Origin of the sequence: Microbacterium candidum, from assembly GCF_030315975.1 — a bacterium.
Lineage (GTDB): Bacteria > Actinomycetota > Actinomycetes > Actinomycetales > Microbacteriaceae > Microbacterium > Microbacterium candidum.
In genome coordinates this window covers 370366-385870 of record NZ_JASXSZ010000003.1, presented here as the reverse complement: position 1 = coordinate 385870, position 15505 = coordinate 370366, and the positions used below count along the sequence as shown (strand labels likewise).

Below are 15505 nucleotides of genomic sequence, written 5' to 3'. Positions count from 1 at the left end.
CATCGCCATGGCTCTGCGCACCCTCAGCACCCTGGGTCCGCTGGCCGGCAAGCGCGTCATCGTCCGTGCTGACCTCAACGTTCCTCTCCAGGACGGGGTTATCACGGACGATGGCCGTGTGCGGGCCACGCTCCCCACGCTCAACGCCCTGATCGACCAGGGCGCCCGCGTCGTCGTCTGCTCGCACCTCGGCCGCCCCGACGGCGCGCCCGATGCGAAGTACAGTCTCGAGCCGGTCGCGCAGCGACTGTCGGAGCTGCTCGGCAAGCCGGTCGCGTTCGCCCGCGACACCGTGGGGGAGTCGGCCCATGAGGCCGTCGCCGCCCTCGAAGACGGCGACATCGCCGTCATCGAGAACCTCCGTTTCAACGCAGGGGAGACCGCCAAGGATGACGCGACGCGTCGCGCATTCGCAGAAGAGCTCGCCGCCCTCGGCGACGTGCTCGTCTCGGACGGCTTCGGCGTCGTGCACCGCAAGCAGGCGTCGGTCTACGACCTCGCCGAGATCCTGCCGTCGGCCGCCGGCTACCTGATCGAGAAGGAGGTCGACGTCCTCGACCGCCTCACCGAGAACCCCGAGCGCCCCTATGCGGTCGTCCTCGGCGGTTCGAAGGTCAGCGACAAGCTCGGTGTCATCGCGCACCTCCTGCCGCGCGCCGACAAGATCCTCGTGGGCGGCGGCATGCTGTTCACGTTCCTCGCTGCGCAGGGCCACCAGGTCGGCAAGAGCCTCCTCGAGGTCGACCAGATCGACACCGTGAAGGGCTACATCGCGGATGCGGCCGAGCGCGGCGTCGAGCTGATCCTCCCGGTCGATGCGGTCATGGCCTCGGCATTCGCCGCGGACGCCGACCACGTCGTCGCTCCCGCGGACGCCCTCGAAGACACGCCGTTCGGCGCCGACGGACTCGGCCTCGACATCGGCCCGCAGACGGCGGAGCTGTTCGCCGCCGCGATCCGGTCGTCGACGACGGTCTTCTGGAACGGTCCGATGGGCGTGTTCGAGATGCCTGCGTTCGCCGCAGGAACCAAGGCGATCGCCCAGGCGCTCACCGCCGTCGAGGGCCTTTCGGTCGTCGGAGGCGGGGATTCCGCTGCCGCGGTCCGCCAGCTCGGCTTCGCGGACGATCAGTTCGGCCACATCTCGACAGGTGGCGGAGCGAGCCTCGAGTTCCTCGAGGGCAAGAAACTCCCCGGACTGGAGGTCCTCGGATGGCAGCAGTGACCCGTACGCCGCTCATCGCCGGCAACTGGAAGATGAACCTCGACCACCTGCAGGCGGTCGCCTTCATCCAGAAGCTGCACTGGACGCTGCGCGACGCGAAGCACGAGAACGGCAGCGTGGAGGTGGCGGTCTTCCCGCCGTTCACCGACCTGCGCACCGTGCAGACGCTCCTCGACGCCGACAAGATCCCGTTCGCCCTCGGCGCGCAGGACCTGTCGGTGCACGACTCGGGCGCGTACACGGGCGAGGTGTCCGGGGTGTTCCTCGCGAAGCTCCGCTGCCGCTACGTGATCATCGGTCACTCCGAGCGCCGCGAGTACCACGCGGAGTCCGACGACGTCGTCGCGGCGAAGGTCCGTGCCGCGCTGCGGCACGAGCTCGTCCCGGTGATCTGCGTCGGCGAGACCGCGGAAGATCTCGAGGCGCACGGCGCGAGCGCCGTCCCGGTGGCACAGCTCAAGACGGCCCTCGACGGCCTTCCAGCAGGCACCGAGATCGTCGTGGCGTACGAGCCGGTCTGGGCCATCGGCTCCGGACAGGCCGCGACGCCGGAGCAGGCGCAGGATGTGTGCGCGAAGCTCCGCGCCGTCGTGGCGGACGCCCTCGGCGCGGACGCGGCTGCGGCCACGCGCATCCTCTACGGCGGTTCCGTGAAGGCGGCGAACATCGCCGGCTTCATGCGCGAGCCCGATGTGGACGGTGCTCTGGTCGGCGGTGCGAGCCTGCTCGTCGACGAGTTCGCGGCGATCGTCCGCTACCAGAAGCACGTCGGCGTCTGACAAGCCGCGCGAGTCCCCGGCCTCCGGGCCGGGGACTCGTATACTTGATCCTTGTGTGCGCCCGACGGGCGGCATGGAAAGGCTTTCCGTGGTTGACATCATCCAGTTCGTCCTCGAGGTGCTGCTCGGCATCACGAGCCTCCTGCTGACGCTGCTGATCCTGCTCCACAAGGGCCGCGGCGGCGGCCTCTCGGACATGTTCGGCGGCGGCATGTCGTCGGCTCTCGGGTCGTCCGGCCTCGCCGAGCGCAACCTCAATCGCTTCACGGTGGTGCTCGCCCTCGTGTGGTTCGTCGCGATCGTGGCCCTCGGCCTGATCACCAAGTTCCAGGGACTCTGATATGGCAACGGGCGGAAACGCGATCAGGGGCACGCGCGTCGGCGCGGGCCCGATGGGCGAACAGGACCACGGCTATCACGCCGACCGCGTGGCGATCTCCTACTGGGACGCCCTCGGCAACGAGACCGTGCGCTACTTCGCGGCCGGCATCCCGGACGAGGAGATCCCCGACATCATCGACTCGCCGCACTCGGGCCTTCCGGCCGGGCGCGACAAGCAGAACCCGCCGGAGCTCCCCAAGACGGAGCCGTACAAGACGCACCTCGCCTACGTGAAGGAGCGCCGTACGGAGGAGGAGGCCGAGCAGCTGCTCGACGACGCCCTCCAGCAGCTGCGGGAGCGCCGCGGCCAGGCCTGAGCGACACAGACAGACGAAGAGAGCGGATGCTGCGCAGCATCCGCTCTCTTCGTCTGTCCGCGGGTTTCGTCTCGCGGAGACCCGCACTGAGCGAGCGCCAGCGAGTCGAAGTGTCGCTCAACCTCGACCCGGCTCGCATCAACGCTCGCTGGCGCTCGCATTGACCCGCGCCGCGTCAATAGTCGGGGTCGATGAGCTCCGGCGGCACCTTGCCCGCGGCGGCCTCGTCGACGAAGAAGACGGTGCGCTTCGTGCCCTTCGCGCCGGCCGCCGGCACGCTCGGGTAACTGGCTCCCGCGAGGGCGAGGCCGAGAGCCGACGCCTTGTCGGCGCCCGTCATCACGAGCCACACGCGGCGGGACGAGTTGATGACGGGACGCGTGAGCGTGATGCGATCGGGCGGCGGCTTCGGCGAGTTGCGCACGGGAAGGGTGACGCGGTCGGTCACGAGGATCTCGGGGCGGTCAGGGAACAGCGAGGCGATGTGCCCGTCAGGTCCCACGCCCAGGAAGCAGACGTCGAACGACGGCCACGGCGTATCCGCGGTGCCGAAGCGGGCGAGCTCGGCCGCGTACGCCTCGGCCGCCGCATCCAGGTCCAGAGTGCCGTCGGAGGCCCCCATCGCGTGGATGTTGCCCGGCGGGATGTCGAGGTGATCGAGGAGAGCCGCCCGCGCCTGGACGTCGTTCCGGTCGGTGCTGCCGGCTGCGACGAACCGTTCGTCGCTCCACCAGAAGTGGACGGTCGACCAGTCGACGTCGGCCGCCCGCGCGTCCTCACGGACAGCCGCGAGGACCGCGCCGCCCATCGAGCCTCCGGTCAGAGAGACGTGTACGGGCCCCGTCCCATCCGGACGCTTGGTCAGGCGCTGTACGAACCTGCGCGCGACGGAATCCGCCAGGGTGGCCGGGTCGGCGCGCACGACGACGCGCTTCTCCGTGGTTGCCTCAGCCATTCGTCTCCTATGACGCCTCGTGCGTGGTCGGCTCCAGAAGAGCCCACCCCTCCGTGATGACCCGACCATACAAGAGGTCGGGGTCGAGGCGTCGCAGCTCTTCGGCGAGGCACTCACGGAGGGTCCGGCGCGGGAAGGCCAGATCGTGCGACGGCTGCCCGGGCTGGGTGAGGATCGCGACGCCCGGTGACGGGCGCTCCAGGAGCGTGTCGCCGCTCGGACGGATGAGACGCACCGACTTGATGCCGCTGGCCCATTCGTCGGCGTCGAGGTATTTCCAATCCACGGGGACGTCGAGCTTCAGCCGCAGCCAGGCGGCGAGGAGAACCGTCGACGGGGAGTCGGCACCGCCGCGGACCTCCACGGCCGTCACCGGCTCGTACGGAGGCTGGTCGAGCACCGCGGCGAGCTGCTCGCGCCACCGCGTGAGCCGGGTCCACGCGAAGTCCGTGTCGCCGGGCGCGTAGTGCGTGCCGAGCGCGGCCACCCAGGCGGCGGGATCCGGCTGGGTCGCGGCATCCGTGATGCGGCGCTGCGCGATGCGTCCGATCTCGGATCGCGAGGGGGTCGCCGGGGTCTCGCGGGGCCACCAGGCCACGACCGGTGCGTCCGGGAGCAGGAGTCCCGTGACGAGGCTCTCCGCGTTGGAGCCGGCGAGCCCGTACGGGTGGAGCACGACGACCTCGCTCGCCCCCGCGTCGCCGCCGACGCGGATCTCCGCGTCGAGGCGGGCATCGGCCGCGGCATCCCCGAACATCACGACGATGACGCGCATCGGATGCTCGCGAGACGCGTCGTTCGCGGCCTCGATCACCTCTTCCGCGGTCTCGTGCGTCGCGACGATGATGAGGGTCAGCACGCGGCCGAGAGCCACGGCGCCGCCCTCCTCGCGGACGTTGACGAGTGCCTTCGAGATCTTGCTGACAGTGGTGTCGGGAAGATCGATGATCACGGGCGCCTCCACGTTCGGCCGTCACGGGCGAGGAGCTCGTCGGCGGACGACGGCCCCCACGATCCGGGGGAGTACTGCTCGAGCGGCCCGCCCTGCTGCGTCCAGAACTCCTCGATCGGGTCGAGGATCTTCCAGGAGAGCTCGACCTCCTCGTGGCGCGGGAACAGCGGCGGGTCGCCCAGGAGGACGTCGAGGATGAGCCGCTCGTACGCTTCGGGGCTCGCCTCGGTGAACGCGTGCCCGTAGCCGAAGTCCATCGTGACGTCGCGCACCTGCGTGCCCGCTCCCGGCACCTTCGACCCGAAGCGGATCGTCACGCCCTCGTCGGGCTGCACGCGGATGACGAGCGCATTCTGGCCGAGCCCGGAGGTCTGGTTGCGCGAGAAGAGGTGTTCCGGCGCACGCTTGAAGACGACTGCGATCTCCGTCACACGACGGCCGAGGCGCTTGCCCGTGCGGAGGTAGAACGGCACATCGGCCCACCGCCGGGTGTTGATCTCGAGCTTGACGGCCGCGTAGGTCTCGGTGGTGGACTGCGGGTCCATCCCCTCCTCCTCGAGGAAGCCGACGACCTTCTCGCCCCCCTGCCATCCGCCCGCGTACTGTCCGCGCGCGGTGGCGAGGGACAGATCGTCGGGGAGGGACACCGCGGCCAGGACCTTCTCCTTCTCGGCGCGCAGGTCCTGCGCGTTGAACGAGATGGGCTCCTCCATGGCGGTGAGCGCGAGGAGCTGAAGGAGGTGGTTCTGGATGACGTCGCGTGCCGCGCCGATGCCGTCGTAGTAGCCCGCGCGGCCGCCGACGCCGATGTCCTCGGCCATCGTGATCTGCACGTGGTCGACGTAGTTCCGGTTCCAGATGGGCTCGTACAGCTCGTTCGCGAAGCGCAGCGCCAGGATGTTCTGCACCGTCTCCTTGCCGAGGTAGTGATCGATGCGGAAGATCGAATCGGCCGGGAAGGCGGTGCGCAGCGCCGCGTTCAGCTCACGCGCGGACTGGAGGTCGTGACCGAACGGCTTCTCGATGACGACGCGCCGCCAGCGGTCCGGCTTGTCGGCCGTGTCGTCGACGAGGCCGGACTCCTTCAGCTGCTCGGCGACGATCGGGAAGTCCTTCGGCGGGATCGACAGGTAGTACGCATGGTTGCCCATCGTGCCGCGCTCGACGTCGAGCTTCTCGATCGTCTCGCGCAGTCGCCGGAAGGAGTCGGGGTCCTGGAACTCGCCCGGGACGAAGCGGATGCCCTGCATGAGCTCCTGCCACGTCTCCTCGCGGAACTCCGTGCGCGAGTTCTCACGGACGGCGTCGTAGACGACCTGGGCGAAGTCCTCGTCCGCCCAGTCGCGCCGCGCGAAGCCGACCAGCGCGAAACCCGGGGGCAGAAGCCCCCGGTTCGCGAGGTCGTACACAGCGGGCATCAGCTTCTTGCGCGAGAGGTCGCCCGTGACCCCGAAGATGACGAGCGCGCTCGGACCCGCGATGCGGTTCAGGCGTCGGTCGTCGGGGTCGCGCAGGGGATTGTTCTCCCGCGAGATGTCGACGGTCATGTACCGGATTCTCCTACTGCGCTGCCTCGAACAGCGCCAGCACCTCGGGCTGCGGATCGGTCAGGGTGATGGTGACGACGGGCCGCCCGTGGCCGTCGGCCAGGACGCTGGCATCGCCGGCGGCCTGGGCGTCGATCAGCTGCCCGAACGTGAACGGACGACCCGGGATCTCGAGGTCGACGTCGCTGCGCTCCGTGATCTGCAGGAACACGCCGTCGGCGGGACCGCCCTTGTGGTACTGACCCGTCGAGTGCAGGAAGCGCGGACCCCAGCCGAACGTGGTCGGACGGCCCGAGTCGGCCGCGACCATCTCCCGCAGGCCCTCGAGCTGGGCGAGTTGCAGGCGATCGACGTATGCCTGGATCGCCACATACCCGCCCTCCGGGATCTGCGACCACAGGGCGTCGAGAACGCCCGCGACGGTGCCGGATGCGGCGAGCGCCGGGTCGGAGACGCGCACTTCCACGCCCGCGGCCGTGAACGCCGGGGCGCTGGGCTCAGGTCGGGCGTCGAGGAGACCGCGCGTCGCGGCCTTTGCGGACTCGACGTCGGGCTGGTCGAACGGGTTGATGCCGAGCATCTGCCCGGCGATCACCGTCGCGTACTCCCACACGATGAACTGCGCCGCGAGCGAGCCGCTGACCAGCACCTCGCCGGTGTGGTGCTCGAAGAGGTGGAACTTGTTCGCGTCGTCGACGAAGCGCACGACCTGGAGGTCGGCGGGCTTGTTCGCGACCTCCGGCGAGACGGGGAGCAGCACGACCGGGAGGATGCCCGTGCCCTGCTTGCCCGTCGACTCGGCGACGAGCTGCTCGATCCAGTCAGGGAGCCCCACGATGTGGGTGCCGTCGGTGACGAGCCCCAGCTTGTCCTTGCGCGGGGTGCCGCCGGCGATCGCCGAGGCGAGCACGAGGGCGGGGTTGGACGGGCTGTCGATCGCGACCTCGAGGAGCGTCGCGTCCGCCTCATCCAGCAGTTCGGCGATGTCGACACCGGCGAGCCCCGTCGGAACGAGGCCGAACGCGGTGAGCGCCGAGTATCGGCCGCCGACGTTCGGGTCCGCGTTGAAGACGCGGTAGCCGTCGGCCCGTGCCGACTGGTCGAGCGGCGAGCCCGGGTCGGTGACGACGACGATGCGCTCGGCCGGGTCGATGCCGAGGTCCCGGAACGCGGCCTCGAAGGCGCGTTTGGCGGAGTCGGTCTCGACCGTGGAGCCGGACTTGCTCGACACGACGAGGACGGTGCGGTCGAGGCCGCCGCTCTCGGGGTCGCCGTCGATCGCGGCCAGCACCTGGCCGGGCGCGGTGGAGTCGAGGATGACGAGCGGCACCCCGGCCGTCTGCGCGATGACCTCGGGCGCGAGCGAGGAGCCGCCCATGCCGGCGAGGACGACGCGCGAGACGCCCTTCGCGAGCAGTTCGCGGTGCAGCGCCTCGATCTCCGCGACGAGCGGGCGCGACACGCTGACGGCGTCCACCCAGCCGAGCCGGATGGATGCCTCGGCCTCGGCCTCGGGGCCCCAGAGGGTCGCGTCGCCCGCGGTGATGCCGGAGGCGATCAGGCTCGAGACGAGCCCGGGAAGCGTCTCGTCGACGACGCGTTTGACGGGACCGGAGAGATGGATGTCGAACGTCATCGCGCTGCCTCCTCCAGTGCCTTGGCGACCGTCTCCTTGACGTCCTGCCACGAGGCGATGAACTTCGCGACGCCTTCGTCCTCGAGCAGCTGCGTCACGTCGGCGAAGTCGACGCCGACCGCGGCGAGATCGTCGATCACGGCGTGGGCATCGGCGTAGTTGGATGTGACGGTGTCGCCCGTGATGACCGCGTGGTCGAACGTGGCCTCGAGGGTCTTCTCCGGCATGGTGTTCACGGTGGCGGGCGCCACGAGCTCCGTGACGTAGAGCGTGTCGGGAAGGGACGGGTCCTTGACACCCGTCGAGGCCCAGAGCGGGCGCTGGACCGTTGCGCCGGCGACGGCGAGATCCTTCGCCCGGTCGCTTGCGAACGCCTCTTCGAACAGCTCGTAGGCGAGACGCGCGTTGGCCACGCCGGCCTTCGACTTCAGCGCGGCCGCGGCATCCGTCGCGATGACCGCGAGCCGCTTGTCGACCTCGGTGTCCACGCGGGACACGAAGAACGACGCGACCGAGTGGATCTGTGAGACGTCGTGACCCGCGGCCTTCGCCTGTTCGATTCCGGCGAAGAACGCGTCGATGACCTCGGCATAGCGCTCCAGGCTGAAGATCAGGGTGACGTTGACCGAGATGCCCTTGGCGAGCGTCGCGGTGATCGCGGGCAGACCCGCCTTCGTCGCGGGGATCTTGATGTGGACGTTCGGGCGGTCGACGATCGTCCACAGCTGCTCCGCCTGCGCGATCGTCCCCTCGGTGTCGTGCGCGAGGTCGGGGGAGACCTCGATCGAGACACGGCCGTCGACGCCGCCCGTCGCGTCGTAGACGGGACGGAGGATGTCGGCGGCGTCGCGGACGTCGTCGGTCATCGCCGTGACGATCGCCGCCTCGACGGGTGCGTCGGCCGAGGCGAACTCGGCGAGCTGCGCGGCGTACTCGTGGCCGCCGCCGCTGATGGCGTTCTGGAAGATCGTCGGGTTCGTCGTGACGCCGCTGACATTGCGGGTGCGGATGAGCTCGGACAGGTTGCCGGACGTGATGCGTCCGCGCGAGAGGTCGTCGAGCCAGATGCTCACGCCGGCGGCGGAGAGCTGTTCAGTGGGGGTGCTCATGATGCTCCTCGGTGGTCTGGTGTTCGATGTTCAGCGCTCGGATGCGGTGACGGCCGCGAGCGACTCGCGTGCGGCCGCGACGACCGCGTCCGCGGTGACGCCGAACTTCTGGAACAGGGTCTTGTAGTCGGCCGACGCACCGAAGTGCTCGATCGAGACCGAGCGGCCGCGGTCGCCGACGATTCCGCGCCAGGTGAGGGCGATGCCCGCCTCCACGGACACGCGGGCGGAGACGGATGCCGGAAGCACGTACTCGCGGTACGCGGCATCCTGCTCGGCGAACCACTCCAGCGACGGCGCGGAGACGACGCGTGCGCCGATCCCCTCCGCTCCGAGCGTGTCGCGCGCCGCGACGGCGAGCTGCACCTCGGAGCCCGTGGCGATGAGGATGACGTCGACCGTGCCGGTCGGAGACTCCGCGAGCACATACGCGCCCTTCGCGGTGTTCGCCGCCGATGCGAACGTGTCGCCGGCCGCCTCGCCGTCGCCGCGCGCGAACACCGGGATGTTCTGGCGCGTCAGCGCGATGCCGACGGGTCCGCCGTGGCGGCGGAGCACCTCGAGCCACGCGTGGGCGGTCTCGTTGGCGTCCGCGGGGCGCACGACCGTGAAGTTCGGGATCGCGCGCAGCGTCGCCAGCTGCTCGATGGGCTGGTGGGTCGGGCCGTCCTCGCCGAGAGCGACGGAGTCGTGCGTCCACACGAACGTGCTGGGGATGTTCATGAGGGCGGCCAGCCGCACCGGCGGGCGCATGTAGTCGCTGAAGATCAGGAACGTCCCGCCGAACGGCCGCGTCGGGCCGTGCAGCGTGATGCCGTTGACGATCGCGCCCATCGCGTGCTCGCGGATGCCGAAGTGCAGCACGCGCCCGTACGGGTCGCCGGACCACTCGTGGGTCGACCACTCCTCCGGGATGAACGACTTCGCGTCCTTGATCGTGGTGAGGTTCGACTCGGCGAGGTCGGCCGAGCCGCCCCACAGCTCCGGCAGCTCGGCGGCCAGCGCGTTGATGACGGCGCCGGATGCGGCGCGGGTCGAGACGTCCTTGCCGGGCTCGAACACCGGGAGCGCCTCCTCGATGCCGTCCGGAAGCGTGCGCGCCTCCAGACGGTCGAGCAGCGCCTTGCGGTCGGGGTTCGCGGCTGCCCACGCGTCGAACGACGTCTGCCATTCGGCGTGGACGGCGGCTGCGCGTGCGCCCAGCTCGCGGGTGTGGGCGATGACGTCGTCGGCGACCACGAAGCTCTTCTCCGGGTCGAAGCCCAGCACCTTCTTCGTGGCGGCGAGCTCATCTCCGCCGAGGGCCGAGCCGTGGATCTTGCCGGTGTTCTGCTTGCCGGGGGACGGCCACCCGATGATCGTCTTCAGGATGATGAGGGACGGCTTGGCGGTCTCGCCCTTCGCCGCCTCGATCGCGGCATACAGCTCCGCGACATCCTCGACGTACTGGCCGGTCCGCTTCCAGTCGACTGTCTGGACGTGCCAGCCGTAGGACTCGTAGCGCTTCTGGACGTCTTCGGTGAAGGCGACGTTCGTGTCGTCCTCGATCGAGATCTGGTTCGAGTCGTAGATCGCGATCAGGTTTCCGAGCGCCTGGTGCCCGGCGAGCGACGACGCCTCGCTCGTCACGCCTTCCTCGAGGTCGCCGTCCGAGCAGATCACGTAGATGTGGTGGTCGAACGGGCTGGTGCCGGCCGGCGCATCCGGGTCGAAGAGCCCTCGCTCGTAGCGAGCGGCGTAGGCGAAGCCGACCGACGAGGCGAGTCCCTGGCCGAGCGGGCCGGTCGTGATCTCCACGCCCTTCGTGTGTCCATACTCCGGGTGCCCCGGGGTGAGGGACCCCCACGTGCGCAGCGCCTCCAGATCGGAGAGTTCGAGGCCGAAGCCGCCGAGGTAGAGCTGCACGTACTGGGTGAGCGACGAGTGGCCCGCGGAGAGGATGAAGCGGTCGCGGCCCAGCCAGTGGGTGTCGGCCGGGTCATGCCGCAGCACGCGCTGATAGAGGAGGTAGGCCGCGGGGGCGAGGCTCATCGCCGTTCCGGGATGACCGTTGCCCACCTTCTCGACCGCATCCGCCGCCAGTACGCGAGCCGTGTCCACGGCGCGTCGATCGATCTCTTCCCACTGCAGTTCCGACACGGGACCGCCTTTCCTGGAGGGCGCCCGGTCGACCCCTCGGCGCACGCCGCATCGGTGCGGAGGGGGGTGGACGTCGACGCATGGGCGCGCGCGTGGTCTCAGCATAGCGAAGGCGCATTCCGGCCCGGCGATGCGCGACGGACTGTGACGATAGACTCAAGGGGGGCCCGATCGGTGCGCACGCGCGCGGACGGGCGGAGCACTGGGGACATACAGACTGAGGGGCCATGCAGACGACGGCAGGGATGACGGCAACCGTTTCGCGTGAGCGATCCCTCGGCCGGACGATCAGCGCGTACGTCACTCTCACGAAGCCGCGCGTGCTCGAGCTCCTGCTCGTGACGACGGTGCCCGTCATGATCCTGGCGCAGGGCGGCCTGCCGAACCTGTGGCTCGTCGTGGCGACCGTCATCGGCGGCTCGCTGAGCGCCGGCTCCGCCGCAGCGTTCAACATGTACCTCGACCGCGACATCGACGCGCACATGCAGCGCACCGAGAACCGCCCGCTCGTGACGGGCGAGGTGTCTCCGCGCGGTGCGCTCATCTTCGCGTGGACCCTCGCCGTCGCCTCGACGTTCTGGCTGTGGCTGACCACGAACTGGCTGGCCGCCGTGCTGTCCGCCGTCGCGATCTTCTTCTACGTCGTGATCTACACGATGATCCTCAAGCGCCGCACGGAGCAGAACATCGTGTGGGGCGGCATCGCGGGCTGCTTCCCGGTGCTGATCGGATGGACCGCGGTCACTGGCTCCCTCGCGTGGCCCCCGGTCATCCTCTTCGTCCTGGTGTTCCTGTGGACGCCGCCGCACTACTGGCCGCTGTCGATGAAGTACAGCGATCAGTACGAGGGCGTCGACGTGCCGATGCTGGGCGCCACCCGCACCGGCTCCCAGGTGGGCCTGCAGGTGATCCTGTACGCGTGGGCGACGGTCGCCTGCTCGCTGCTGCTCATCCCCGTCGCGCACATGGGGCTCGTCTACACGGCCTCGGCGCTCGTCTTCGGCGGGTGGTTCATCTACGAGTCGCACCGGCTGTACAACCGCGCCGTGCGTGGCACCGAGCCGCGGCCGATGCGCGTGTTCCACGCGTCCATCACCTACCTGACGCTCCTGTTCGTCGCGATCGCGATCGACCCGCTCCTGCCGTTCTGAGTCCGCTGTCGATTCGGGAGCCCTCTCGTTCGTCGGTTGGATGAGGGGCACAATGCCTCTCGACGACGAAAGAGAGCAGACATGGCTCAGTATCTGATCCTGATCTACGGCGATGAGGCGCGGTGGGATGCCGTCACCGATGCGGAGATGGCCGAGATCGACGCGGGCCACCGAGCGTTCTGGGCGCGCGGGGCAGAGGCCATCCGCGCCTCCGGGCAGCTGGAGCCGTCGCGCATGGCGACGACGCTGCGGGCCGGCGGCGACCGGCCGCTTGTGACCGACGGGCCGTTCTTGGAGACCAAGGAGGTGCTCGGCGGGTTCTACGTCGTCGACGTGCCCGATCTCGATGCCGCCCTCGAGCTCGCCGGCCTTCTCGGCGAGGTCCGTCAGAACCACAGCGGGGTGCAGGTGCACCCGCTCGTCGACCACGGCTGATCGGCGGTCCCGATGTCCCGATCCGGCCACGCCGCGCGCGTCTCAGCGGCGATCTCCGCCGCGCACCGCGACGAGTGGGCGGCTGTGCTCGCCTCGACCGCGCGGTTCGCCGGCGACCTGGACCTCGCGGAGGAATGCGCGCAGGAGGCGTTCGCGAGGGCCGTCGAGGTGTGGCCGGAACGCGGCATCCCCGAGCGGCCGGGTGCATGGCTGACGGCCGTCGCCGCAAATCGCGCCCGCGACATCCTGCGGCGGCAGACGGCGCTGCGGCGCCGTCTGCCGCTCCTCGTGCGCGACGAGACCGGGCAGGACGACGGCTGGCGCTCTGACGACCGCCTCCGGCTGATCTTCACCTGCTGCCACCCGGCCATCGCGCGCGACGCGCAGGTCGCGCTGACGCTCCGGCTCGTGTGCGGAGTGCCGACCGGCGACATCGCGGCGGCGTTCCTCGTGAGCGAGCCGACCATGGCCGCGCGGATCACGCGGGCGAAGCGCAAGATCCAGGCGGCACGCATCCCGTTCCGCGTCCCGGATGTGCGCGAGCTGCCCGCACGAGTGGAGGCCGTCTGCGACGTCCTGTACCTCGTCTTCACCGTCGGCCACGCGCCGCCGTCCGGCGACGCCGTGGTGCATGACGAGATGGTGGATGCCGCGATCGGGCTGACTCGCATGCTGCGCGATCTCCTCCCGCGGGATCGTCAGGTCGCGGGCCTCCTCGCGCTCATGCTGCTCATCGACGCGCGTCGCGACACGCGAGACGAGCTCCTGCCCGATCAGGACCGTTCACGCTGGGATCGGGCGCGCATCCAGGAGGGCCTCGCGCTGCTGGAGACCGCGGCAGCCGGACCTGTGGACCGCTATGCGATCTCGGCCGCGATCGCCGCAGCCCACGCGCGGGCGCGCTCCTGGGCGGATACGGACTGGGCGCAGATCGTCGACCTGTACGGCGCGCTCGGCACGGCGTGGCCGAGCCCTGTCGTCGAACTCAACCGGGCGGTCGCGATCGGGATGCGCGACGGCGCCCAGGCCGGCCTGGCGGCGGTCGACGCGATCGCGGGCGACCCGGCACTCGTGCGCTACGCCTATCTTCCGGCCGCGCGAGCCGCGTTCCTCGCCGATCTCGGGAGGTGGGGAGAGGCGGCAGATGCGTATGCGGAGGCCGCGGCGCTCGCCGGCAGCGAGCCCGAGCGCGTGCGGCTGGAGGCGCAGACGACGAAGGCGCGGTCCCGGATCTGAATCCGGAACCGCGCCTTGACGCGTCGGCGAGGACTCAGCCCTCGGTCTTCTCCGCAGCGGGCGCGTCGCCGTCAGCGGTGGGCTCGGCGGCCGGGGCCTCCGGGACGGTCTCCGCGGCCGGAGCGGCCTCGGTGAAGGGCGAGGCGGCGACCGGCGCCACAGCGGCCGGAGCCGGCTCGACGGCCTCGACCTGGGCGGCGGGCGCGAAGCGCGTGAGCACGCCGAGGAACAGCGCGGCCACGAGGCCCACGAGGCCTGCGCCGACGAAAGCGGCGCCGAGGACGATCCAGGACTGGCTGCTGTACACATCGATCACGGCGGTCTGCGCACCCGACTTGATCGCCGTGGTCATGGCCGTGATGTTGGTCGAAACGAACACGACGCCGAAGGCCGTGCTCGCGAGCGATCCGATGAACAGGACCCAGAACGGGATGCTGCGGGCAAGGCTGGGACGGGTGAGCATGCTGATCTCCTGGAGGGGATGGCGGGGGATGCCGCGACGATGTGCCGCGCGTATCAAGTCTGCCTCAGAAGCGTCTGCGGCGCCGACGCATCTCCTATGAGGATTCTTTGCAGCTCAGGCCTCGGCCGCCGCGGAGACGGGTGAGGCCACCTCGGAGTCCGCGGGCATCGGCTCCTTGAGGTTCAGCACCACGGCCGTCATCGCCGCGGCCGTGAGCGCGGCGAGGATCATGTGGATGCCGACGAGCAGCGGGGGCAGTTCGGTGCGCGCCTGCAGGACCCCGACGCCGATCTGCACGACCTCGAGGCACACGAGCACGGTCAGCCAGCGCTGGACGCGCAGGCGCTTCACCCACGCGGTGAGGAAGAGGATCAGGGTCAGCCCGAAGAGGGCGTATCCGGGGAACGAGTGGATGTGGGCCATCAGCGTCGCGTCGAAGCCGTGGCGGATGACGTCGGCGTCGCCGGAGTGCGGCCCGCTCGCGGTGGTGAGCACGCCGAAGACGAGGGCGAGCGCCAGGACGAACGTCGTGATGTGCGTCAGGATGGCGAACCAGCGCGGCACGGCGAGCCGGCGCGGGCCGGGTACGGTGTGCATGCGGACGAGGAAGGCCGCGGTGACGCAGACGAGGACGACGGACGCCACGTAGTGGAAGGCCACGATCCCGGCGTTCAGGTCGGTGCGCACCGTGATGCCGCCGACGATCGCCTGGAGCAGGACGCCGAGCACGACCGTGAGTGCGAGCCACCAGAGGTCGCGGCGGGTGCGTCGCATCCGCCACACGAGGATGAGGACCACGAGCGCGAGGATCCCGACGACGCCGCTCATCATCCGGTTGCCGAACTCGATGAACGAGTGGATGCCCATCGCAGGGGTCGGTGCCAGGGAGTCCGGGGTGCACAGCGGCCATGCGCATCCGAGCCCCGAATCGGTGAGGCGAACGGCGCCGCCCGTGCCGACGATGATCACCTCGGCGAGGAACGACAGCCACCCGAACACGCGGACCCGCGCGTCGACCGCATCCGGGAGCCAGGCAGCGAAGCGGTGGAGAACACCCGGTCGCTCGGCGGATCGCGGGTTCGCGGACATCGTGTCGCCTCCTGGGCAGGTCCGGCGTCGCGGGGCGTCATGCCGCCCGCGGGGCGCGACGGAACCTATAGAATCGGTGGGGTAGGGATGC

The 15505-nt window shown here is 70.2% G+C and carries 15 protein-coding genes; 7 read left to right on the top strand and 8 right to left on the bottom strand.

All coding sequences use genetic code 11. The features are described from left to right. Nucleotides 1-7: 7 nt before the first annotated feature. From QSV35_RS11275 to QSV35_RS11260, 4 genes are all read left to right on the top strand, one after another. Nucleotides 8-1225: a phosphoglycerate kinase gene (locus tag QSV35_RS11275; protein ID WP_286288847.1), complete on the top strand. Its 1218-nt coding sequence runs from the start codon at nt 8-10 to the stop codon at nt 1223-1225. Next, on the top strand, nt 1213-2004 hold the full coding sequence (gene tpiA, locus QSV35_RS11270; protein ID WP_286288846.1) for a triose-phosphate isomerase: 792 nt from the start codon (nt 1213-1215) through the stop codon (nt 2002-2004). The genes QSV35_RS11275 and tpiA overlap by 13 nt, the downstream gene beginning before the upstream one ends. 73 nt (nt 2005-2077) lie before the next feature. After that, on the top strand, nt 2078-2344 hold the full coding sequence (secG, locus tag QSV35_RS11265) for a preprotein translocase subunit SecG (protein WP_419956836.1): 267 nt from the start codon (nt 2078-2080) through the stop codon (nt 2342-2344). A gap of 1 nt (nt 2345) precedes the next feature. After that, nucleotides 2346-2702, top strand: a complete 357-nt coding sequence (locus QSV35_RS11260; RefSeq protein ID WP_286288844.1) for an RNA polymerase-binding protein RbpA — start codon at nt 2346-2348, stop codon at nt 2700-2702. Nucleotides 2703-2877: 175 nt separating this feature from the next. Here the strand turns inward: QSV35_RS11260 and pgl are convergent, their stop codons facing one another. Genes pgl through tkt form a run of 6 tightly spaced genes read right to left on the bottom strand, consistent with a single transcriptional unit; the run spans nt 2878 to nt 11040 of the window. Continuing rightward, nucleotides 2878-3657, bottom strand: coding sequence for a 6-phosphogluconolactonase (gene pgl / locus QSV35_RS11255; RefSeq protein WP_286288843.1), 780 nt, complete (start codon nt 3655-3657; stop codon nt 2878-2880). Nucleotides 3658-3664: 7 nt separating this feature from the next. Next, on the bottom strand, nt 3665-4609 hold the full coding sequence (locus QSV35_RS11250) for a glucose-6-phosphate dehydrogenase assembly protein OpcA (protein ID WP_286288842.1): 945 nt from the start codon (nt 4607-4609) through the stop codon (nt 3665-3667). Further along, nucleotides 4606-6156, bottom strand: a complete 1551-nt coding sequence (gene zwf, locus QSV35_RS11245; RefSeq protein WP_286288841.1) for a glucose-6-phosphate dehydrogenase — start codon at nt 6154-6156, stop codon at nt 4606-4608. Before zwf ends, QSV35_RS11250 begins: the two co-directional genes overlap by 4 nt. 13 nt (nt 6157-6169) lie before the next feature. Beyond that, nucleotides 6170-7792, bottom strand: a complete 1623-nt coding sequence (locus QSV35_RS11240; RefSeq protein WP_286288840.1) for a glucose-6-phosphate isomerase — start codon at nt 7790-7792, stop codon at nt 6170-6172. Further along, nucleotides 7789-8901 (bottom strand): transaldolase, encoded by a 1113-nt coding sequence (gene tal / locus QSV35_RS11235; protein ID WP_286288839.1) that lies wholly within the window; start codon nt 8899-8901, stop codon nt 7789-7791. Before tal ends, QSV35_RS11240 begins: the two co-directional genes overlap by 4 nt. Nucleotides 8902-8931: 30 nt before the next feature. Continuing rightward, nucleotides 8932-11040 carry a transketolase gene (gene tkt / locus QSV35_RS11230; RefSeq protein ID WP_286288838.1) on the bottom strand — a complete coding sequence of 703 codons (2109 nt, stop codon included), beginning with the start codon at nt 11038-11040 and terminating at the stop codon, nt 8932-8934. 227 nt (nt 11041-11267) lie between these two features. Between tkt and QSV35_RS11225 the strand changes: the two genes are divergently transcribed. From QSV35_RS11225 to QSV35_RS11215, 3 genes are all read left to right on the top strand, one after another. After that, nucleotides 11268-12191, top strand: a complete 924-nt coding sequence (locus QSV35_RS11225) for a heme o synthase (protein WP_419956835.1) — start codon at nt 11268-11270, stop codon at nt 12189-12191. An 81-nt stretch (nt 12192-12272) separates the two neighbouring features. Continuing rightward, on the top strand, nt 12273-12626 hold the full coding sequence (locus tag QSV35_RS11220; RefSeq protein ID WP_286288836.1) for a YciI family protein: 354 nt from the start codon (nt 12273-12275) through the stop codon (nt 12624-12626). Nucleotides 12627-12638: 12 nt separating this feature from the next. Beyond that, nucleotides 12639-13862 (top strand): RNA polymerase sigma factor, encoded by a 1224-nt coding sequence (locus tag QSV35_RS11215; protein WP_286288835.1) that lies wholly within the window; start codon nt 12639-12641, stop codon nt 13860-13862. A gap of 34 nt (nt 13863-13896) precedes the next feature. On the opposite strand, the gene QSV35_RS11210 is transcribed toward QSV35_RS11215, so the two are convergent. Then, nucleotides 13897-14325 carry a dinucleotide-utilizing enzyme gene (locus QSV35_RS11210; RefSeq protein ID WP_286288834.1) on the bottom strand — a complete coding sequence of 143 codons (429 nt, stop codon included), beginning with the start codon at nt 14323-14325 and terminating at the stop codon, nt 13897-13899. A 114-nt stretch (nt 14326-14439) separates the two neighbouring features. Beyond that, the gene (locus QSV35_RS11205; RefSeq protein ID WP_286288833.1) at nt 14440-15414 is read right to left on the bottom strand and encodes a COX15/CtaA family protein; all 975 of its coding nucleotides are present in this window, start codon (nt 15412-15414) and stop codon (nt 14440-14442) included. Nucleotides 15415-15505: the final 91 nt, after the last annotated feature.